The 21400-nt window shown below is 68.8% G+C and carries 18 protein-coding genes; 9 read left to right on the forward strand and 9 right to left on the reverse strand.

The window, feature by feature from the left end; genetic code table 11:
- Positions 1 to 57: 57 nt before the first annotated feature.
- From ACI7BZ_RS04520 to ACI7BZ_RS04535, 4 genes are read right to left on the reverse strand one after another with little or no spacing between them, the layout of a single operon-like run.
- The gene (locus tag ACI7BZ_RS04520; RefSeq protein WP_414116003.1) at positions 58 to 618 is read right to left on the reverse strand and encodes a DUF3016 domain-containing protein; all 561 of its coding nucleotides are present in this window, start codon (positions 616 to 618) and stop codon (positions 58 to 60) included.
- Positions 590 to 3016 (reverse strand): DNA topoisomerase (ATP-hydrolyzing) subunit B, encoded by a 2427-nt coding sequence (gene gyrB / locus ACI7BZ_RS04525; protein WP_414116004.1) that lies wholly within the window; start codon positions 3014 to 3016, stop codon positions 590 to 592. The genes ACI7BZ_RS04520 and gyrB overlap by 29 nt, the downstream gene beginning before the upstream one ends.
- Before the next feature lie 53 nt (positions 3017 to 3069).
- Positions 3070 to 3819 (reverse strand): 7-cyano-7-deazaguanine synthase QueC, encoded by a 750-nt coding sequence (gene queC, locus ACI7BZ_RS04530; protein ID WP_414116005.1) that lies wholly within the window; start codon positions 3817 to 3819, stop codon positions 3070 to 3072.
- A gap of 36 nt (positions 3820 to 3855) precedes the next feature.
- On the reverse strand, positions 3856 to 4158 hold the full coding sequence (locus ACI7BZ_RS04535; protein ID WP_414116006.1) for a BolA family protein: 303 nt from the start codon (positions 4156 to 4158) through the stop codon (positions 3856 to 3858).
- A 204-nt stretch (positions 4159 to 4362) separates the two neighbouring features.
- Between ACI7BZ_RS04535 and ACI7BZ_RS04540 the strand changes: the two genes are divergently transcribed.
- The 7 genes from ACI7BZ_RS04540 (at position 4363) to ACI7BZ_RS04570 (ending at position 11655) form a co-directional block, all read left to right on the forward strand.
- A complete protein-coding gene (locus ACI7BZ_RS04540) occupies positions 4363 to 4989 on the forward strand; it encodes a J domain-containing protein (RefSeq protein WP_414116007.1) in 627 nt (208 codons plus the stop codon).
- Positions 4990 to 5095: 106 nt separating this feature from the next.
- Positions 5096 to 6079: a cobaltochelatase subunit CobS gene (gene cobS / locus ACI7BZ_RS04545; protein WP_414116008.1), complete on the forward strand. Its 984-nt coding sequence runs from the start codon at positions 5096 to 5098 to the stop codon at positions 6077 to 6079.
- Positions 6080 to 6184: 105 nt separating this feature from the next.
- Positions 6185 to 8104: a cobaltochelatase subunit CobT gene (gene cobT, locus ACI7BZ_RS04550; RefSeq protein ID WP_414116009.1), complete on the forward strand. Its 1920-nt coding sequence runs from the start codon at positions 6185 to 6187 to the stop codon at positions 8102 to 8104.
- Positions 8101 to 9135, forward strand: coding sequence for an esterase-like activity of phytase family protein (locus tag ACI7BZ_RS04555; RefSeq protein WP_414116010.1), 1035 nt, complete (start codon positions 8101 to 8103; stop codon positions 9133 to 9135). The genes cobT and ACI7BZ_RS04555 overlap by 4 nt, the downstream gene beginning before the upstream one ends.
- Before the next feature lie 180 nt (positions 9136 to 9315).
- A complete protein-coding gene (locus ACI7BZ_RS04560) occupies positions 9316 to 10050 on the forward strand; it encodes a DUF4760 domain-containing protein (RefSeq protein ID WP_414116011.1) in 735 nt (244 codons plus the stop codon).
- Between the two features lie 152 nt (positions 10051 to 10202).
- Positions 10203 to 11195 carry an SPFH domain-containing protein gene (locus tag ACI7BZ_RS04565; protein ID WP_414116012.1) on the forward strand — a complete coding sequence of 331 codons (993 nt, stop codon included), beginning with the start codon at positions 10203 to 10205 and terminating at the stop codon, positions 11193 to 11195.
- Positions 11196 to 11199: 4 nt separating this feature from the next.
- Positions 11200 to 11655: an NfeD family protein gene (locus ACI7BZ_RS04570; RefSeq protein ID WP_414116013.1), complete on the forward strand. Its 456-nt coding sequence runs from the start codon at positions 11200 to 11202 to the stop codon at positions 11653 to 11655.
- Between the two features lie 51 nt (positions 11656 to 11706).
- Here the strand turns inward: ACI7BZ_RS04570 and ACI7BZ_RS04575 are convergent, their stop codons facing one another.
- From ACI7BZ_RS04575 to ACI7BZ_RS04585, 3 genes are all read right to left on the reverse strand, one after another.
- Positions 11707 to 14451: a bifunctional diguanylate cyclase/phosphodiesterase gene (locus tag ACI7BZ_RS04575; RefSeq protein WP_414116014.1), complete on the reverse strand. Its 2745-nt coding sequence runs from the start codon at positions 14449 to 14451 to the stop codon at positions 11707 to 11709.
- Positions 14452 to 14565: 114 nt separating this feature from the next.
- Positions 14566 to 17160, reverse strand: a complete 2595-nt coding sequence (locus tag ACI7BZ_RS04580; RefSeq protein WP_414116015.1) for a TIGR02302 family protein — start codon at positions 17158 to 17160, stop codon at positions 14566 to 14568.
- Between the two features lie 122 nt (positions 17161 to 17282).
- Positions 17283 to 18080, reverse strand: a complete 798-nt coding sequence (locus tag ACI7BZ_RS04585) for an RluA family pseudouridine synthase (protein ID WP_414119084.1) — start codon at positions 18078 to 18080, stop codon at positions 17283 to 17285.
- Positions 18081 to 18224: 144 nt separating this feature from the next.
- Between ACI7BZ_RS04585 and ACI7BZ_RS04590 the strand changes: the two genes are divergently transcribed.
- Positions 18225 to 18749, forward strand: a complete 525-nt coding sequence (locus tag ACI7BZ_RS04590) for a hypothetical protein (RefSeq protein WP_414116016.1) — start codon at positions 18225 to 18227, stop codon at positions 18747 to 18749.
- A 42-nt stretch (positions 18750 to 18791) separates the two neighbouring features.
- On the opposite strand, the gene ACI7BZ_RS04595 is transcribed toward ACI7BZ_RS04590, so the two are convergent.
- A complete protein-coding gene (locus tag ACI7BZ_RS04595) occupies positions 18792 to 19832 on the reverse strand; it encodes a patatin-like phospholipase family protein (protein WP_414116017.1) in 1041 nt (346 codons plus the stop codon).
- Between the two features lie 25 nt (positions 19833 to 19857).
- A complete protein-coding gene (locus ACI7BZ_RS04600; protein ID WP_414116018.1) occupies positions 19858 to 20640 on the reverse strand; it encodes a 3-hydroxybutyrate dehydrogenase in 783 nt (260 codons plus the stop codon).
- Between the two features lie 269 nt (positions 20641 to 20909).
- On the opposite strand from ACI7BZ_RS04600, the gene ACI7BZ_RS04605 reads away from it, so the two are divergent.
- Complete coding sequence (locus ACI7BZ_RS04605) at positions 20910 to 21371, forward strand: Fur family transcriptional regulator (protein ID WP_414119085.1); 462 nt, start codon at positions 20910 to 20912, stop codon at positions 21369 to 21371.
- Positions 21372 to 21400 lie beyond the last annotated feature (29 nt).

Raw genomic sequence — 21400 nt, forward strand, 5'->3', positions numbered from 1 at the left:
CATGCGCATAATATGCGCATCATCCGCTCATCGCGCCAGCCCGACCCGCCCTCTCACTTAAGGATAGAGAACGCGCGGCGGCTCCAGGCGGACGAAGCGGGCGCGGAACCAGTCCTCAAGCATCGCCTTCTCGAAGGAAAAGCGGTCGGACCCGCGCCCGGAGGGGTTCATCAGATAATTGATGTCGGTGACCGTCTCGGTGGCGGCGACGACCACCTTGCCCTTCTGGCACAGGGTGTAGCGCAGCTTGAAACGGGGCGGGGTGATGTCCCGCAGGATGCGCACGTCGCCCCAGCCGGAGCGGCGCCAGGGCTCGTATTCGCCGGCAAGCTCCATGTCGAGGACCTCCAGGCGCAGGTCCTGGCCCGGCTTGAGGTCGCGCGCGCCCAGGCGGGCGAAGAAGGCGGTGAAATCGGCGACGATGCCGGCGCGCACGGCGGGGCTGCGGAAATCCGTGTCGCTGTAATGCTCGGGATCGACGAAGCGCAGCTGGATGCCTGCCGCCGCCGGGCCGGCGAAAAGCATGGCCAGCACCAGCACGAGGGGAGGCAGCGGGACGGCGGCGCCCGGCCGGCGCAGGACGCCGGCATCACACGTCCACGCTCGCGCGCAGCGCATTCTCCTGGATGAACTCGCGCCGCGGCTCCACCGTGTCGCCCATGAGGCGGTTGAAGAGGTCGTCGGCGGCGTCCACCTCCTTCACCCGCACCTGCAGCAGGGAGCGGGCGTTGCGGTCCAGGGTGGTTTCCCACAATTGTTCCGGGTTCATCTCGCCGAGGCCTTTGTAGCGCTGCAGCGAGAGGCCCTTGCGGCCGGCGTCGGTGACGGCGTCGAACAGGTCCACCGCGCCGAACAGCTCCTGCTCGTCACTCTTGCGCTTCAGCGTGGCGGCGGTGGCGAACACGCCGTCGAGGTCGCGCGCCAGCGCATCCAGGCGGCGCGCCTCGGGGGCGGCGACGAAGGCGTGGTCGATCCGCGCCACCTCGGCAACGCCGCGCACGGTGCGCGAGAAAGTGTAGCCGGCCTCGTCATGCAGCCCCACCCAGCCGCGCTCGGTCTCGTCCGCCAGGGCATCGAGGCGCCGGGCGGTCTCGGCGGCGGCGGCAACGGCGGCGGCCGCGTTCTGCAGCGCTGGTGCGGCGAAGGCGCCGGCCAGGGCCGCCTGCTCGACCACGGCGCGGTTGTAGCGCGGATGCAGCGCGCCCAGCGCCGCCCGCAGCTGGCGCGAAACCTCCACCACATGGGCAAGGTCGGCGCCGGTGCGCACCTCGCCGGAGGTCAGCGTGAGGGCGGCCTCGTCGAGCCCGGCGGTGATGAGGTAATCCTCCAGCGCCTTCTCGTCCTTCAGGTAGGTCTCGGACTTGCCGCGCGTCACCTTGTAGAGCGGCGGCTGGGCGATGAAGAGGTGGCCGGCATCCACCAGCTCCGGCATCTGGCGGAAGAAGAAGGTGAGCAGCAGGGTGCGGATATGGGCGCCGTCCACGTCGGCGTCCGTCATGATGATGATCTTGTGGTAGCGCAGCTTGCCGAGGTCGAAATCGTCGCGGCCGATGCCGGTTCCCAGCGCGGTGATGAGGGTACCGATCTGCTCGGACGACAGCATCTTGTCGAAGCGGGCGCGCTCCACGTTCAGGATCTTGCCGCGCAGCGGCAGCACCGCCTGGAAGGCGCGGTCGCGGCCCTGCTTGGCGGAGCCGCCGGCCGAGTCACCCTCGACGATGAAGATTTCCGACTTGGCCGGGTCCTTCTCCTGGCAGTCGGCGAGCTTGCCGGGCAGGGAGGCCACATCCAGCGGGCTCTTGCGGCGGGTGAGGTCGCGGGCCTTGCGGGCGGCCTCGCGGGCGGCGGCGGCTTCCACCACCTTGCCGATCACCGCCCGGGCCTCGGCCGGGTTTTCCTCGAACCAGGTGGACAGCGCCTCGCCCACCAGGTTCTCCACCACCGGGCGGACCTCTGAGGACACCAGCTTGTCCTTGGTCTGGGAGGAGAATTTCGGGTCCGGCACCTTCACCGAGAGCACGCAGGTGAGCCCCTCGCGGCAATCCTCGCCGGTGGGGTCCACCTTCTCCTTCTTGGCGATGCCGGAGGCATTGGCATAGGCCAGCACCTGCCGCGTCAGCGCGGCGGCAAAGCCGGTGAAGTGGGTGCCGCGGTCCCGCTGCGGAATGTTGTTGGTGAAGCACAGGACATTTTCGTGGTAGCCGTCGTTCCAGGCGAGGGCGGCCTCCACGCTGATGCCGTCCTTCTCGGCGCGGATCACCACGGGCTTCTGCAGCAAGGCGCTCTTGGAGCGGTCGAGATATTTCACGAATGCCTCGACGCCGCCTTCATAGTGCAGCTCCTCGCGCTTCACCTCCGGGGTGCGCGCGTCGGTGAGCACGATGAGCACGCCGGAATTCAGGAAGGCCAGCTCGCGCAGCCGGTGCTCCAGCGTGGCATAGTCGAATGCGATGTGGGTGAAGGTCTCGGGGCTGGGGGTGAAGGTCACCTTGGTGCCGCGCTTGCCGGCCGGAGCGGGGCCCACCACCTTGAGGGGGGCTTCCGCGTCGCCGTGGCGGAAGCGCATGAAATGTTCCTTGCCGTCGCGCCAGACGGTGAGGTCGAGGGTGGTGGACAAAGCGTTCACCACCGAGACGCCGACCCCGTGCAGGCCGCCGGAGACCTTGTAGGAATTCTGGTTGAACTTACCGCCCGCATGCAGCTGGGTCATGATGACCTCGGCGGCGGAAACCCCCTCCTCCGTATGGATGTCGGTGGGGATGCCGCGGCCGTCGTCGGTCACCGTCACCGAGCCGTCGGCGTTGAGGGTTACGGTCACCTCCTTGGCCCAGCCCGCCAGGGCCTCGTCGATGGCATTGTCCACCACCTCATAGACCATGTGGTGGAGGCCCGAGCCGTCGTCCGTGTCGCCGATATACATTCCGGGGCGCTTGCGGACGGCATCGAGGCCCTTCAGCACCTGGATGGATTGGGCGCCGTAATCGTCGGGGGACGCGGCGGGCACGGGTTCGGCCATGGTTTTTCTCGAATCGTTGGACGTCTTAACGCAAATCTAGCGCAAAGCGGCGGTTATTTGGTGGCGGCGGCGCGCGGTGGTGCCGCGTGGTCCACACGGTAGCGGGCGAAGCCATCGGCGCGCAGGCGGCAGGCCGGGCACTGGCCGCAGCCATAGCCCCAGTCATGGCGCAGGCCGCGCTCGCCCAGGTAGCAGGTGTGGGTCTCCTCCACGATGAGATCCACCAGCGCCGGCCCGCCGAGCTGTTCCGCCAGGCGCCAGGTCTGCGCCTTGTCGATCCACATCAGCGGCGTGTGGAGGACGAAGCGCCGTTCCATGCCGAGGTTCAGCGCCACCTGCATGGCCTTGATGGTGTCGTCCCGGCAGTCGGGATAGCCGGAGAAGTCCGTCTCGCACATGCCGCCGACAATATGCCTCAGGCCCCGCCGGTAGGCCAGCGCCGCGGCGAAGGTGAGGAACACCAGATTTCGCCCGGGCACGAAGGTGTTGGGCAGGCCGTCCGCCGCCATCTCCACCGCCACCTCGCGGGTGAGGGCGGTGTCGGAGATCTGGCCCAGCACCGGCATCTGCAGCAGGTGGTCGTCGCCGAGCCGCGCGGCCCAGGCCGGATCGAGGCGGGCGAAGGCCTCCCGCAGCACCGGGCGCCGGTCCAGCTCCACCGCGTGGCGCTGGCCGTAATGGAAGCCCAGCGTCTCCACCCGGCCGAAGCGTTCCAGGGCATAAGCGAGGCAGGTGGCGGAATCCTGTCCGCCGGAGAACAGCACGAGCGCGCCCGCGCCGGCCATGGCGTCGGCCTCAGCCATGGCGGGAGCGCCCTCCGGCAAAGCGTGCGCCAGCCTTCATTCGCCGGGGGCCTTGGCCTCGATGGCGATGGCGTGCAGCCCCTTGGCGATCTCGCCTTCCAGCAGCGCATTGACGATGCGGTGGCGCTCGATGCGGCTCTTGCCGGCAAAGCCGGGGGCGATCACCCGCACCCGCAGATGGGTCACGCCGCCGTCGGCGCGGTGGTCGGCGCCCTTGTGGGCGTGGTGGGCGCCCATGTGGCCGGCATGCTTGTGGCTCTCGTCCTCCAGTTCGAGGGCGAGGGGCGCAAGGCCGGCCTCCAGGGTGTGGCGGATGCTGGAAAGGGAGGTCTGGGACATGATGAAACCGAAGCCTGAAATGGAATGGAACCGGAATGCGGCGCAAACGATGGCGCCCGCGTTGCCGGCGCATTATATGTGGGATGTCGCCGCACGCCTATCCTCGCGGCGGCAGCGGGGCTTGGCTCAGCCGATGCCCGATCGCCTTTCCGGGCCACCTCGTTTCTTGCCGCGCCGCAGTACGGCGCTCATAATCGTTGCGCCATGAAACTCGACTCCCCCTTCTTCGACCGCATCCGGGTGAAGCCCGGCGACGACCGGCAGCGCCGCCGGACGGCGCTGAACGGCTGCCAATGGCCCGGCTGCACGGCGGAAGGCACCCACAAGGCGCCCAAGGGGCGGCACCAGGAAGGCCAGTACTGGCAGTATTGCCTCGACCATGTGAAGGCCTACAACCAGTCCTACAATTATTTTGCAGGCATGAGCGACGATGCCGTCTACGCCTATCAGAAGGACGCGCTGACCGGCCATCGCCCCACCTGGCGCATGGGCACCAAGAGCGACCAGCCGGACGAGCGGCGCCAGGCCTTCGCCGAGACGGCGCGCGACCAGGGGATGCGGGACCCCTTCGGCTTCACCGCCGAGATGGGCGGCAGCTTCCGCGCCGACCGGCCGGAGCCGGACGGGCGCATCGTGCGCACCCTTGAGCGCCGGGCGCTGGAGGTGATGGGGCTCGAAATGTCCGCCGGCGCGGCCGAGATCAAGGCGCGCTACAAGGAGCTGGTGAAGCTGCACCACCCGGATGCGAACGGGGGGGACCGCTCCTCCGAGGACCGGTTGCGCAGCGTCATCCAGGCCTACAACAATCTGAAGCAGGCGGGTTTCTGCTGACCCGTCCGCAGGACGGTCGCATTCCAGCGGCTGCGGATGCCCCATGCGGGGGCCGCACCGGATCGCAGACAGGAGAGGGCGCGCGCGGCGTGCCGACGGAGGACAGATGAGCGTCACGGAGACCATTGCCCCGACCCCGGACATGAAGGTGTCGGTTCGCCAGACGTTCGGCATCGACATCGACATGGAGGTCCCGGCCTTCTCCGAGAGCGACCCGCACGTGCCCGAGCTGGACCCGGACTATCTGTTCGACCGGCCCACCACCCTGGCTATCCTTGCCGGCTTCGCCCGCAATCGCCGGGTGATGGTTACCGGATACCATGGAACCGGCAAGTCCACCCATATCGAGCAGGTGGCGGCGCGCCTCAACTGGCCGTGCGTGCGCATCAATCTCGACAGCCACATCTCCCGCATCGACCTCATCGGCAAGGATGCGATCGTGGTGAAGGACGGGCTGCAGGTGACCGAATTCCGCGACGGCATCCTGCCCTGGGCCTACCAGAACAACGTCGCCCTCGTGTTCGACGAATATGACGCCGGCCGGCCGGACGTGATGTTCGTGATCCAGCGCGTGCTGGAATCCTCCGGCCGCCTCACCCTTCTGGACCAGAGCCGGGTGATCCGCCCCCACCCCGCCTTCCGGCTGTTCGCCACCGCCAACACCATCGGCCTCGGCGACACCACCGGCCTTTATCACGGCACCCAGCAGATCAACCAGGCGCAGATGGACCGCTGGTCCATCGTCACCGCCCTCAACTATCTGGCCCACGACAAGGAAGTGGAGATCGTGCTGGCCAAGGCCAAGCACTTCCAGACCCCCGAGGGGCGCGACACGGTGAACCGCATGGTGCGCCTCGCCGATCTCACCCGCCAGGCCTTCATCAACGGCGACCTCTCCACCGTCATGAGCCCGCGCACGGTCATCACCTGGGCGGAGAATGCGGACATCTTCCGCGACATCGCCTTCGCCCTGCGGGTCACCTTCCTCAACAAGTGCGACGAGCTGGAACGGCCGCTGGTGGCCGAGTTCTACCAGCGCTGCTTCGGCCAGGAACTGACCGAGAGCACGGTGAACGTCGCCCTCTCGTGAGGCCGGGGCGGCCCCGGCCGCCCTGCCCCCGCCACGAGCCGCCGTCACCGCGAGCCGCCGCACGGTGAGACGCTGAACCCCGCGAGACGCTGACGAGACGCTGACATGGCCCCCACCAACCGCACCCCCGGAAAGACGCCGAAGGAGGCGCCGGCCGAGCCCTTCAAGCGTGCCGTGGCCGGCTGCTTCAAGGCCATTGCCGGCGTCGCCGACATGGAGGTGACCTTCGCCTCCGAGCGTCCCGCCCTCGCCCCCGACCGGGTGCGGCTGCCCGAGCCGCCGCGCCGCTTCACCCTGCAGGATGCCGCCATCGTGCGCGGCCACGCGGATTCGCTGGCCCTGCGCCGCGCCTGCCACGACCCCGCCGTGCACCGCAGGATGCTGCCCCAGGGCGAGACCGCGCGGGCGGTGTTCGAGGCGGTGGAGCAGGCGCGGGTGGAGGCCATCGGCGGCATGCGCATGCCCGGCACGCGGCGCAATCTCGCCGCCATGCTGCAGGACCGCTACCACCGCGGCAATTTCGCCGACATCACCGAGCGCTCCGACGCCCCCATCGCGGACGCCATCGCCCTCATGGTGCGCGAGCGCCTCACCGGCGACGCCCCGCCCGCGGACGCGCGCAAGATCGTGGACCTGTGGCGCTCCTATATCGAGGAGCGCGCGTCCGGCGACCTCGCCCGCCTCGCCGACAGCCTGGAGAACCAGAAGCGGTTCGGAGAGATCGCCCGCGACCTGCTCGCCTCCCTCGACATGGGCGAGGAAAGCGGCCTCGACAGCGAGAACGAGCCGGAGGATTCCGACAGCGAGGGCGGCGCCGAGGAGCAGGGCGGCGAGACCGGCGAAACCAAGGAGGACGAGAGCCAGGACGGCGCCACCGACGTGGAGGCGGAACTGTCCGAGGAGGACATGCCCGACAGCGCCGCGGACAGCCAGTCCGGCCCGCCCGCCGAGGTTCCCGACGGCACCGAGCTGGGCGACAGTGAGGAACCGGCCGAGCCGTGGCAGCCTCGCCCGCCGGTGACCCACGACAATCGCGGGCCGGAATATCACGCCTTCACCCTCAAGTTCGACGAGGAGGTGGCGGCCGAGGACCTCTGCGACCCCGAGGAGCTGACGCGCCTGCGCTCCTATCTCGACAAGCAGCTGGCCCATCTGCAGGGGGTGGTGGCGCGCCTCGCCAACCGGCTGCAGCGCCGGCTGATGGCGCAGCAGAACCGGGCCTGGGAATTCGACCTGGAGGAAGGCGTCCTCGACCCCGCCCGCCTTGCCCGCGTCATCATGGACCCCACCGCCGCCCTGTCCTTCAAGCGCGAGCGCGACACCGACTTCCGCGACACGGTGGTGACGCTGCTCATCGACAATTCCGGCTCCATGCGCGGCCGGCCCATCACGGTGGCAGCCACCTGCGCCGACATCCTCGCCCGCACGCTGGAGCGCTGCGGCGTCAAGGTGGAGGTGCTGGGCTTCACCACCAAGGCGTGGAAGGGCGGCCAGTCCCGCGAGGCATGGCTGGCCGCCGGCAAGCCGGCCGGCCCCGGCCGCCTCAACGATTTGCGCCACATCATCTACAAGTCGGCCGATGCGCCGTGGCGCCGCGCCCGGCGCAATCTCGGCCTGATGATGCGCGAGGGGCTCTTGAAGGAGAATATCGACGGCGAGGCGCTGGACTGGGCGCACAAGCGCCTGCTCGGCCGCACCGAAGCCCGCCGCATCCTGATGATGATCTCCGACGGCGCGCCGGTGGACGATTCCACCTTGTCGGTGAACGCCGGCAATTATCTGGAACGGCACCTGCGGCACATCATCTCCGAAATCGAGACCCGCTCGCCGGTGGAGCTGATCGCCATCGGCATCGGCCATGACGTGACCCGCTATTACCGCCGCGCCGTCACCATCGTGGACGCCGAGGAACTGGGCGGGGTGATGACGGAGAAGCTCGCCGAGCTGTTCGAGGAAAAGGCCCGCGGGCCGGCGGGCGGTGCTCCGGCCAAGGGCGGGGCAGGGGCGCGGGGCCGGCTCCATTGAGCTGGGCGTCGATCCTTCGCCTGCGGGTGGTGCGGGCCGGGCTGGGCCTCGCCTTCGCCGGCGTCGCCATAGTGGGCCTCGCCGCCGCGCTCCTCGCCAAGCCCCTGGCCCTGCCGCAGGCGCCGGAGGCCATCGCCGTTGCGGCGGCGCCCATCGCCACCTTCCGGCTGCGCGGCGAGGAGACCCGCTTCGGCGCCCTCGCCTTCCGCGGCGGGCTGGTGCTCACCTCCCCCTTCCCCGGCTTCGGCGGCATCTCCGGCTTCGCCCTTTCCGCCGACCAGCGCTTCCTGGCGGTCACCGATGCCGGGCTGCTGCTGTCCGGCCGCCTCGACCTCGACGGTGACCGCCCCACCGGCCTTTCGGACGTGCGGGCGGCGGCGCTGCTGGACACCGCGGGCCGCATCCAGGCCCGGCGCGGCCGCGACGATGCGGAGGCCGTCGCCCTCGCGCCGGACGCCACCTATGTGGCGCTGGAAGACGTGAACGAGATCTGGCGCTACCCCCGCGATCCCCTCGGCAAGACGGGAACGCAGGTGCCGGCCCCCGCCGTGCGCGACCTGCGCAACAATCTCGGCCTCGAAAGCCTCGCCTTCGTGCCCGCCGGCCCGCTGAAGGGGGCGCTCATCGGCATCGGCGAGGAGGGCGCGAGCAAGGAGGCCGACCTGCCGGGCTTCATCATCGGCGGGCGCTCGCCCGGCACCTTCACCATTGCCAGGAGCACGGTGTTCAACGCCACCGACCTCGCCATCGCCCCCTCCGGCCACATGTATCTGCTGGAGCGGCATTATGCCCCCATGAGCGGGGTGCGCCTGCAGATCCGCCGCTTCGCCCTCGCCGAGGTGAAGCCGGGCGCCCGCCTTGCGGGCGAGGTGCTGGGCACGTTCGACATGGCCTATGAGATCGACAATATGGAAGCCATCGCCGTGACCACCAATGCGGCGGGCGAAACCCTCCTCACCCTCGTCTCCGACGACAATTTCAACCCGCTCCAGCGCACCATCCTCCTGCGCTTCGCGGTGGTGGGGGAGTGAAGGCGAGCTTATCCACATTATTTTCTTTTTGTTTCTCTTTTGTTCAACATACAAATGCCGCAAATCGGGGCACATTAGCTACCCATAAACTAGGAGGCTATCCATGACTTATGATGCCCCTTGGTGGGATAAATAGAAAATGCTAACAAAGCCCCCCAGAATAAGCTGGGGGGCTTTTTTATGGAACCTACTGCCTTCAACCGAATTGGGGAGGTTTTTGGCCTTTCCGATATCACGGAAGTTGGAGAAGGGTACGCAATTTTATTAACTTCTATATTTGTAATTATTGGATGGCATATAAATAATTTAATATCAACAAGTACAGAAATGAATAAAAACACATACGCACTTGGCGAAATTACTTCTGGAACGAGCTTAAAGGAAAAGCTTGGCGTACTATCGAATTACATTAATAACAGATCCGCAATTCCACTCAGAAAAGACATGGACGAGACGACACGGAAGGCGGTTTCTGATGTACTTAACCATTTGGAATATGTGGCATCAGCGGTGAATGTTGGATATTTATCGGAGAGATACTTATTTGTTACAAGCGGATCAATGGTGTGTCTGATTTATATTGTATCTTTACGCTACATATTGGAGATGAGGTCCCTGAGAAAGGTCAAGACTTTCTATAGAAATTTTGAGATGCTTTATATTAGATACTTCTTCAACAGCAAAAGCTTATTTATCAAAATTCCAGAATTGATAATTGGTAAGAAGCTTTTTTTGGCGTCATATTTTGAGTTTAGGATACATTATATTTTTATAAGATTGATGCTTGACCTACCTCACAAGTATACTGACAATGATCAATACGTTCTCAAGCGAATATATTTCTATTATAAATGGGGAATGAGAGGATTCATAGTTTATATTATTATTTTATATTATCTCGCCTATTTCAGCTAGTATTGCAACCTTGCGGCCAGTCACAGTCCGCAAATTGTAATTATGAACTGCTAAAGTGATTTGCCATCTTCTCACCGCCGCCCCTTGCCGCACAACCGCCCCCGTGCCCATATGCGGCGCCGGCCGCAGGGGGCCGGAACACGGGGTGCGCAATGATCCAGATCGGCCCGAACCTGTTCGTTCTCGTCCTGCTCCTGCTTGCAGTGGCCATGGTCTTCGCCGGGGTGAAGACGGTGCCGCAGGGCTACCAGTTCACCGTGGAACGGTTCCGCCGCTACACCACGACCTTGCAGCCGGGCCTCAACCTCATCGTCCCGTTCATCGACCGCATCGGCCACAAGGTGAACGTGATGGAGCAGGTGCTGGACGTGCCCACCCAGGAGGTGATCACCAAGGACAACGCCACCGTCTCGGTGGACTGCGTCGCCTTCTTCCAGGTGTTCGACGCAGCCCGCGCCTCCTATGAGGTGGCCCGCCTCGACATGGCCATCCTCGCCCTCACCATGACCAACATCCGCACCGTCATGGGCGCCATGGACCTCGACCAGCTCCTGTCCCACCGCGACGAGATCAACGAGCGCCTGCTGCGGGTGGTGGATGCGGCGGCCTCCCCCTGGGGCATCAAGATCACCCGCATCGAGATCAAGGACATCGTGCCGCCCCAGGACCTGGTGCGGGCCATGGGGCGCCAGATGAAGGCCGAGCGCGAGAAGCGGGCCATCATCCTGGAGGCCGAGGGTCAGCGCCAGTCGGAGATCCTCAAGGCGGAAGGCCAGAAGCAGGGCCAGATCCTGCAGGCCGAAGGCCGCCGGGAAGCCGCCTTCCGCGATGCCGAAGCCCGCGAGCGCCTCGCCGAGGCCGATGCGAAGGCCACCCAGATGCTGTCCGCCGCCGTGGCCACCGGCGATCCCGCGGCACTCAATTATTATATCGCCGAGAAATATGTGAAGGCGTTCGAGACCATGGGCGCGGCGCCCAACCAGAAGGTGGTGCTGATGCCCTATGAGGGCACGGCGCTGCTCTCCTCGCTGGCCGGCATCGGCGAGATTGCCCGCAGCGCCTTCGGCGGCCCGGGTGCCGCCCCGCCCCCTCCCGCCGTCCGCCGCCCCACCGGCCCGGCCGCCATGCCGCCGCGGGAAGGCTGAGGCCATGCCGCTCCTGACTGATCTCGGCCCCTGGGCCTGGTTCGTCCTCGGCGGCCTGCTGCTGGTGGCGGAGATCGCCGCGCCCGGCGCCTTCCTGCTGTGGCTCGGCATCGCCGCCCTCGCCACCGGCGCCCTGGCCTATGGCGTCGATCTGTCGTGGCAGACGGAAGTGCTGGCCTTCGCCGCCTTGGCGGTGGCCGCGGTGCTGGTGGGCCGCAGGGTCAGCCCGGCGCCGGGCCGTGCCTCCGACCGCCCGTTTCTGAACCGCCGCGCGGAGGGCTTCGTCGGCCGCATCTTCACCCTGGATGCCCCCATCCAGGATGGTGTGGGCCGGGTGCGCATCGACGACACGGTATGGCGGATCGAGGGGCCGGACCTGGCCGCCGGACACGATGTGCGGGTGGTGGCCAGCGATGGCGCCACCCTCAAGGTGGCGCCGGCCGAGGCGCCTTCCGCCTGACCGGGGCCGGATGGCCCCGCGACGGGCTGGAGCCTTCCAGCAGCGCACCCCTCAGATCACCCCCCACCGCAGCGGCCGGTCCACGGTGCACGGCCCGGGGCGGCCGAACAGGTAGCCCTGGGCCTCGGTGTAGCCGCTGGCGATCACGGCGGAAAACTGCTCCTCGGTCTCCACCCCTTCCGCGGTCACATGCATGCTGAAGGCGCGGCACAATTCGTTGAGCGCCCGCAGCACCGGCGGATTGTCGCGCGAGAGGGAATGGATGAAGCTGCGATCCACCTTCACCTTGTCGAACGGGAAGCGGCGCAGATAATCCAGCGATGAGAAGCCGGTACCGAAATCGTCCATGACGATGCGCACCCCCCGCGCCTTCAGGGCGTGCAGGATGGAAATCACCGCGGAGGTGTCGCGCAGCAGGGTGGTTTCCGTGATTTCCAGCTCCAGCCGGTGCGGCGGCAGGCCGGTGCGCGCCAGGGTGCGGCCGATGACCTGGACGAGATCGGTGCGCCGGCTGGAGAATTGCATTGCGGACAGGTTCACCGCGATCCGCCCCTCCCCGTTCCAGCTCGCCGCCTCGCTGCAGGCGCGATGGAGCACCTGCTCGCTGATGGGCTCGATGACGCCGATCTCCTCGGCCAGGGGAATGAAGCGGTCCGGCGAGACCAGCCCATGCTCCGGGTGGCGCCAGCGCAGCAGCGCCTCATAGCCCAGCACCTCCCGCGTCGGCACGCTCACCACCGGCTGGTAGAACACCTCGAACTCGCCGGCGGTGGTGGCCCGGCGCAGCTCCACCTCCAGGTTGCGGCGGCGCAGCATGGCCGATTTCATCTCCGGCTCGAACAGCCGGTAGTGCCCGCGCCCTTCGTCCTTGCTGCGGTAGAGGGCAAGGTCGGCGCACTTGAACAGGTCGTCGGGGTCGCTGCAGTCCGCGCGCAGCATGGCGATGCCGATGGTGACGCCGACCACCACGTCCTGCCGGTCCACCTCCAGCGGCCGGTCCATGGCGGCGATGAGGCGCTGGGCCAGCGCCTCGGCATCCGCCGGCTGCTCGCCACCGGCCTGGAGGATGCCGAACTCGTCTCCCCCCACCCGGGCGATGACGTCGTCCGGTCCCAATGCGCCCTTGAGGCGACGCCCCACCCGCTGCAGCAGCCGGTCGCCGGCGGGGTGGCCCAGGGTGTCGTTGATGGTCTTGAAATGGTCGAGGTCGAGCAGCAGCAGCGCATGGGCCGGCCCGCTGCCCACCTGCAGCGCCGCCTGCTCCATGCGCTCGCGGAACAGGATGCGGTTCGGCAGGTCGGTCAGGGGATCGTGCAGCGCCAGATGGGCGAGCTGGGCGGCGGTGCGGCGCTGCTCGGTCACGTCCTCATGGGTGGCCACCCAGCCCCCGCCGGGCAGGTTCTGGTGCTTGATGACGAAGGTGCGGCCATCGGTGGTGTCCACGGTGGTCTCGCTGCGGCTGCTGCCGTCGGCGACGCGGACCCGCCAGTCCAGATAGTCCTCGGTGGACATCTCGGGGGAGACGCCGGCCGCCTCGCGCAGCGCCAGAATCTCCGCCAGGGTCATGCCGGGGCGGATGGCGTCGGGCGCGATACCGTAGAGCAGGGCATAACGGTCGTTGGAAACCACCAGCCGGCGGTCGCTGTCGAAGCAGCACAGCCCCTGCGGCATGGCGTGGATGGCCGCGGAGAAGCGCATCTGCTCCAGCGCGCGCTCGCCATTCAGCCGCTCCTGCTCCTCCGCCAGGGAGAGCCGGGCCTGAGCCAGCCGCTCCGCCTCCCGGGCGCGGCGCAGGGAATCCAGGCTCTGCACATAGCGCGCGGCCAGCGCCGCCAGCGCCAGCACCGCCGCCACCAGCAGCGCCGCGCCGCCGACGAACAGGCGCGCCTGGAAGCGCCACGTCGCGAGCGCGCGGTTCACATCGATGGTGACGGCCACATAGGCGGGCACCGATTGCAGCGGCCGCGCCGCGATCAGGCGGTCCACATCGTCCAGCCGGCCGAGCATGCGCACATAATCCTGGTTGGCCTGCGCCGTGAGGGAGTCGCGCGGCAGCACCCTGCCGATGGCGTCGGGCAGGTGGGGATAGCGCGTCAACACCACCCGCTCCCGGGTGATGAGGGCCACGGTCCCGGTCACGTCGAAGGCGAAGAGCGGATAGCTGCGCTCCAGGGCGTCCACGTCCACGAGGGTGACCACCGCGCCCAGGAGGGCGCCCTGCGCATTGCGCGCCGGCTGCACCAGGCCGAACTGCCAGCGGCCGTCGGCCTCATCCTGCCAGGGACGGGTGAACACCGGCTCGCTTCCGGCAAGGGCGAGCATGGAGTCCCGCAGGAGGCCGCCTTCGGGCAGGCGGGATGCGATGTCAGGCCCGGCGGCGGCCAGGATCTTGCCGTCGCGGTCGATGACAAGGATGCCGTTGGCCATCGCCAAGGCGGTGACGGCGCCGGCGAGATATTCGCCCTTCAGCGCCATGGCCCGGGCGTCGAAGGCCTCCGTCGTGGCGGCGTCGATCTCGCGGATCACCGCCGCCTGCAGGGTCTTGATGGGGGCGAAGATGCTGTCGGTGAAGCGGGCCAGCAGATTGGCCACCTGCCCGAGGTCCCGGCCGGTGCTGGCCAGCGCGTGGTCGTGCAGGCGACCGATGGCGAGGGCGGCAAAGGCGATGATGGCGAGACTGATGGCCACGGCGCCGACGAGCAGCCATTGCCGAACCCGCCCCATCTCGGACGACGGCGCTTCCTTCGATGTGGGCAAAGCGACGCCGCCCTCCGAAACAAGCACGTCTTCGGACATGTCGCCCCCAACCACATCCCGATCACAACAGCTTAACCTATGCCGTACGGTGAAGCGACGGCACAGTTCAAGCTTGGAGGTGCAATCCTGCCGCCGGCCATTGCAGGCGGCGGATCAGAGCCCCTTGAGAAGCCGCTCCAGATAATCGAGCTCCAGCTGGGGCCGGTCCGGCTGCTCCAGCCGCCGGCGCAGCTCTTCGAGCACGCGGCGGGCGCGCTGGGCGTCCACCTCGTCTGGAACCTTCACGGTGAAATCGTCGCCATAATCCTGGCTGCGCAGGGGGCGGCCGAGAGGATCGGTGCGCTGGGCGCTCTCCTCCCCGGGGCCCCCGGGGCCGGAGCCGTCGGAATTGCCGCGCTGCGCTTCGGCAAGGGACTGGGCGCCCTGGCGCATGGATTGCAGCGCCCGGCCTTCCGCGTCGAGAGCGCCCTGGCCGTCGCCGCGGCCCAGCGCCTCCTCGGCGTCGCGCATGGCCTGCTCAGCCCGCCCAAGGGCGTCGCCGGCGCGGCCCATGGCCTCGCCTTCCCCGCCTTCGCCCGGCTCGCCCTGCCCCTGACCTTGTCCTTGTCCCTGTCCTTGCCCGGGCTGGCCCTGCTGCATCCGGCGCATCTCGTCGAGCATACGGCCGAGGCGGCGGCGCAGCTCCTGCTGGCCCTGCTGCAGCTCACCGAAGCCGTTCTCGCCGGGCTGCTGTCCCTGGCCCTGCTGACCCTGCTGGCCCTGACCCTGCTGGCCCTGGCGGCCCTGGCGATAGGTGCGGTCGCGCAGGCGCTGCTGCTCCTGGATCATCTTTCCCAGCTCGCCCTGCTGCTGGCCCTGCTGGCGCCCGGCCTGCCGACCGCCGGGCCGCATGTTCTCCATCATGGCCTGAAGCTCGTCGAGCAGCTGGCGCGCGGCGTCGCGGTTGCCGGAGCGGGCGAGGTTCTCGATGCGGTCGAGCATCCGCTGCAGGTCCTGCGGGCGCACGATGCGGTCGGCCCGGTCGAGGGGGCGCGCATCGGTGCCGCTGTCGCGCCGCGCCTGCTCGGCCAGCTGGCGCATCATCTTCTCCATGGCGGCGCGCAGGTCCTGGGTGAGGCGCTTGATCTCCTCGTCGCTGGCACCGCGTTCCAGCGCCTCGCGCAGCGCCTCCTGGGCGGCGCGCAGCTCCCGCTCCGCCTCGCTGAGGGTGCCGTCCTCGATCAGGACCGCCACCTCCCATAGATAGTCCACCAGCGCCCGCAGGTCGTCGTCGGTGCGCGCGTTGCGGGCGCGGGCGAGGGCGGTGCGCAGCCCGAGATATTCCCCGGCGGAGGGGGAGAAACGGTCCGGCACGGCGCTCAGCGCATCCAGCACCAGGATCACGCGCTGCCGGCTGGCGCTGTCGAGGGCGAGGCGCCGGCGCTCGTCGATGAGCGCCCGGGCCAGGGGCTTGGTGAAGGCGCGGGCCGGCAGCCGCACGGTCTTGGTTTCGCTGGCGGCGGTGTTGCCGGCCTCGTCGCGGGCCTTGAGGGTGACGGCCACCCGCGCCCCGGCCCACGGATGGGTCACCAGGTCCTTGCTGGTCTGGGCCGCCCCCGTGCGCCCGCCCGGCGGCAGGGTGAGCTTGAAGTCGGGCGGCGGCACCAGGGGCTGCGCCGCCTTGGGCGCGGCGGCGCCGGGCCGCGGGAACAGAGGCGGCTCCGCCGGCACGGCGGCGAAGCTGGCCTCGGCTTCCTTCACCCCGTAATCATCCTCCATCCGGTAGGCGAGCACGAAGGCGTTGCGCAGCCCGGTCTGGGGCTCCTTGGCGAAGGCGATGCTGGGCTTCTGGTCCGGCAGCGCCTTGAAATGCCACATCAGCCGCCGCTGGTCGGGTCCGAGGAAGGACACGTCCGCATCCTCGCGGATCACATAGCGCCGCTCGCCGCCGGCGGGGGCCTCGCCTTCTGGCGCCTGCTCGGCAATGCCGCCCTCCAGCTTCAGGGCGGCGGCATCGAGCCCCGCCCCGCGCACCACCAGCACGCTGCCGGCGGGCACCTGCAACGCCGCCGCATTGAGGGAGGAAGGGTCGTCGGAGCGCAGCCCCGGCAGCACCACGGGTGGGCGCCCGGTATAGGCCGGCGGGTCCACCCAGGCGTCGAGCCGGTAGGGCACTGGAGGCGTCAGGGCGCGCCAGTCGAAGGCGGCGCGCACCCGGGCCAGATGCTCGCCCGGCGCCATGAAGAAGGCGGCGAACAGCGCCAGAAGCGCCAGCGCGCGCCAGGCGCGGGGATCGATCCGGGCGAGGCCGGGCTCGGGAGCGCCGGCCTTCAGGCCGCGGGCGCCGCCGAGGGCACGGACGAGATGGGCCCGCCACAGGGCCGCGCCGACGGGATCATCCGGGCGGGTGGCGAGGGTGTCGGACACCGCCGTGGCCGGCCGGTGCGCCTGCGCGCTGCGCCGGTCGAGCCGCGCCACCGCCGCCTCGCGGCTGGGCCAGCGCAGGGCCATGAGCGGCCGCGCCGCCAGCGCGAACAGCACGGCGAACACCGCCACGCCGGCCATGCGCGCAAAAACGGGCACCGCCAGCCAGAAGCCGGCGAAGGAAATGGCGAGAAAAGCGGCAGCCACCACCCCGGCGCGCACCAGGCCCGGCCAGGCCTGTTCCCAGAACAGGACCATGCGGGCGCGGCGGACCGCACGGGAAAGAAGAAGGCGCGCATCGTCTTCCGGCGGGCGCGGCGGCTTCCTGTCGTGAGATGCGCTCACACCGTCTCCCTCTCTCCTCGCCCGCAGGCAGCGGCACGCGCCGGACCTTCAGAGTAACACGCAGCAAGGAGCGGGCCAGACCCCATCCGCCCGATCGCTTCACATCAAGGTCAGGCCCTGCCTCAGCCCCGCCGCCCCGGGAGCGATGCGGGCTCCGGCAGGCCGCCGAATGCATCGGCCGCGCGGCCCACCGCCTCCGGCGAAAGCCCGAGGGAGGAAAGCGTCTCGCACATATGCGGCGGCAAAGGGGCGCTCACGTCCACCGGCGGCCCGCTCCGGGCCAGGGGCACCACGATGCGGCGGGAATGCAGGTGCAGCTTCGGCCCGCCCGGCAGGCGGGAGGCGCCGCCATAGATGGTGTCGCCGAGGATGGGATGGCCCAGATGGGCCAGGTGGGCGCGCAGCTGGTGGGTGCGCCCGGTGAGCGGCGACAGGGCCAGCACCGCCAGGCTGCCGCTGCGGGCGATCACCCGGTAGTCGGTGACCGCCTCCTGCGCGCCCGGGGTGCCCTTGGGCACCGCCTGCATCCACCAGCCGCGATGGGGCGAGCGCTTGGCCAGAGGCTGGTCGATGCGCCCTTCGTCCGCCGCCGGCGCCCCCAAAGCAAGCGCCACATAGGTCTTGCCCACGCCGCCGCCGGCAAACAGCTTTCCCAGCAACGCCAAAGCCTTGGCATGCCGGCCCAGCACCAGGCAGCCGGAGGTGTCCTTGTCCAGCCGGTGGGCCAGCTCCGGCGCCCGGGGCAGGCCGAAGCGCAAGGCGTCGAGATGGTCCGCCAGCGTCTCCCCACCCTTGGGACCGGCATGGACCGGCAGGCCGAAGGGCTTGTCGATGATCAGCATCATGCCGTCGCGGTGGAGAATGGGGAGCACCGGCGCCGCGGGCGCGGCGCTTGCGGGGAGCGTGCCGGGCCCCGGCATCAGGTGCTGCGTCATCCTGCTTCCTCCCTCCGCCCCTGGCGCGCCCGTCGCCGATCCGGCGCGCTGCACGCGCTGTCGTGGAACTTTAATCTGTGGCGTCGTACTCCCATCTTCACCCGAGACCAATGCGCAGAGGCGGATGCAATGGCCCACACCCGAAAGACCGAGCAGCGCCTGCTCACCGAATCCGAGATGGAGTTCGTCGCGAAGGCCCGTCATCCCGCCCTGGGGATGCTGGAGGACGCGGACCTTGCCGCCCTCGTCGCCCATCTGCGCGAGCGGCGCGACCGGGCCCAGACCATCGCCAACAACCAGCGCCGGGCCCTGCGCGGCAAGGGCGGGCGGGGCGAGGTGACGTTCGAGAAGGCCGATTCCGGCAATCGCCAGAAGGCCGCCGTGCTCACCGACGCCCTCACCCGCGCCCGCCGCGAGCTGACCCGCCGCAAGGCCGAGGCGGCCCGCGAGGCGCTGATGGCCAATGCCCATCGCGCTTTGGAGCTGAAGCGCGATTCCAAGCGGGCGACCCGCCCGGAAAACCTGCCGCGGGGCAATGACGGCATGCGCGCCAAGGCCCGCACGCGCCTCGACCGCATCGGCTCGGCGGCGGGCGAGGCCGGCCGCGTCACCAAATTCGTGGCGGTGGCGCAGGCGAAGAAGGATTCGCGCTGATCCGGCCGGCGGTGGGGTGGCGCACGCGCCGCCCCGCGGGCCTCAGTCGGCCAGCTCCAGCCTGAGATCCAAGGTGGAGCGCCGGCCCAGATCGTCGAAATGGGTTTCCAGGAACGCCTCCGCCGCCACCCGGCCGAGGTCGCGCAGGTGCTGGAGAAAGGTCCACTCCGCATTCATCTTGGAGGTGGCGTCCAGCGCCGTGAGCTGGTCCGCCCCGCCGATGCGATGCAGCCGCACCCGTCGGAAGCTGGAGCCGCCAAGGGTCCAGCGGGTCAGAAGCCCCTGGTCGATGAGCTTGGCCGCATGGTCGATGGCGCGCAGCTGCGCCAGGAGCGAGGCGTTGAAGGTGATCTCGTTGATGCGGTTCTGGATCTCGGAGGCGGTGCGCGGCGTGGTCTCGCGGATCACCGGGTTGATCTGCACCAGGATGATGTCGTCCGCTTCCGCCTTCTCATAGAGCGGAAACAAGGGCGGATTGCCCATATAGCCGCCATCCCAATAGGGCACCCCGTCGATCTCCACCGCCTGGAACAGGAACGGCAGGCAGGCGGAGGCCATCACCGCGTCGGCGCTCATCTCCTCATGGCCGAAGATGCGGGCGCGCCCGGTGTGCACATTGGTGGCAGAGATGAAGATCTTCACCTGCGACCGGCGCAGCTCCTCGAAATCCACGTGCGCTTCCAGAATCTCGCGCAGGGGATTGATGTTGAGCGGGTTGAAGTCGTAGGGCGAGAAGAAGCGCGAGGCCACCTCGAAGGCGAGATAGGCCGGGTTGCGCGCCAGCGACCAATTGCCCATCACCCGGTCGAAGGCGGTGCGCTGGAGGGGCGACATGCGCCCGTCCCGCGACACGTCCTTCCAGAACTGGGTGAGGGCGAGGCGCGCCTCCTCCGGGTCGCCCTTGGCGAGGCCGGAGGCCAGCACCACCGCGTTCATGGCGCCGGCGCTGGTGCCCGAGATGCCCGAGATGACCAGGCGGTCGTCCTGCAGCAGGCGGTCGAGCACACCCCAGGTGAAGGCGCCATGGGCGCCTCCCCCCTGCAGCGCAAGGCTGACCGGCTTCAGGCCTTCGCGCCGGGTCACGGCGCGCGCCTCGGGCCCGGCTGCCTCACTCGGCCACCCATCCGCCGTCGATCTGCTGCATGGAGCCGGTGATGGAGCGGGCGTTGTCGGACGCCAGGAACACCGCCAGAGCGGCCACTTCCTCCACCGTCACGAATTCCTTCGTGGGCTGGGCGGCGAGCAGCACGTTCTTCTTCACCTCTTCCTCGGTCATGCCGCGGGCCTTGGCGGTGTCCGGGATCTGCTTCTCCACCAGCGGGGTCCACACATAGCCGGGGCAGATGGCGTTCACGGTGATGCCGAAGGTGGCGGTCTCCAGCGCCGCGGTCTTGGTGAGGCCGGCGATGCCGTGCTTGGCCGAGACGTAGGCCGACTTGAAGGGCGAGGCCACCAGCGCATGGGCCGAGGCGGTGTTGATGATGCGGCCCCACTTCTTCGCCTTCATGCCGGGGATGGCCGCGCGCATGGCGAAGAAGGCCGCCGACAGGTTGATGGCGATGATCATGTTCCAGGTATCGACCGGGAACTCCTCGATGGGCGCCACATGCTGGATGCCGGCGTTGTTGACGAGGATGTCGCAGGCGCCCAGCTCGGTCTCGGCGAGCTTCACCATGCCCTCGATCTCGTCCGCCTTCAGCATGTTGGCGGCCGAATACAGGCACTTCACGCCGAAGTCGCTCTCGATGGCGGCGCGCTCCTTCTCGATGGCGGCGGCGTCCCCGAGGCCGTTGATCACGATGTTGGCACCTTCCTTGGCGAAGCCGCGGGCATAGGCAAGCCCGATTCCGCTGGTGGACCCGGTGACGACGGCGACCTTCCCCTTGAGCATGGCTGTTCCTCGACAAGGTGCGGGGTTTCCCGGCACAGGGCCGGAGATGACGGTTTAGCGGAGCGGTGTGACGGTGCTGTCACGCGTGCAGGGGCGAACCCTGCGTCGGCCACATTGCAACGCCCCAGGCAACGAAGCAACGCGGCCATGGGGCGAACCCCGCACCCGCGCGGATGGCAGGACGCATCCTTCTGTATTAAATAGGGGACGTGAGCACGCCCGAGCCCAGCCTTCTCGACCATGATCACGGCCAATGCGTGGCCGGGGCCATGGCGCGCGTGGAGCAATGCTGCGCCAGGAAGGGCCTGCGGCTGACCCCCCTGCGGCGCAGCGTGATGCGGGCGCTGGCCGAGAGCCACGTTCCCCTCGGCGCCTACGAGATCGTCGAGCGCCTCGCCGCGGCCGGGGAGCCGACGCCGCCCATGTCGGTCTACCGGGTGCTCGACTTCCTGGTGGCCGAGGGCCTCGCCCACCGCATCGAGAGCCGCAACGCCTTCCTCGCCTGCGCCCATCCCCACGAGGGGGACGAGGTGGTGGTTTTCCTCATCTGCGACCGGTGCGGGCTGACGCGGGAAGTGTCCTCCCATGCGGTGGGGCGCGACCTGGCGTGGGCGGCGCGGGCGGTGGGGTTCGAGCCGCGCCAGCGGGTGCTGGAGGTGGCCGGCACCTGCGGCCCGTGCCGGGAGGCCGAGCGGGGCCCGGAGCCCGCGCCCGCCCCGGCGGACGATTGACGCTCGCCCCGCGCCGGCCTACTCGAAGC

Source organism: Xanthobacter sp. AM11, assembly GCF_047444035.1.
Taxonomy (GTDB): Bacteria; Pseudomonadota; Alphaproteobacteria; order Rhizobiales; family Xanthobacteraceae; genus Xanthobacter.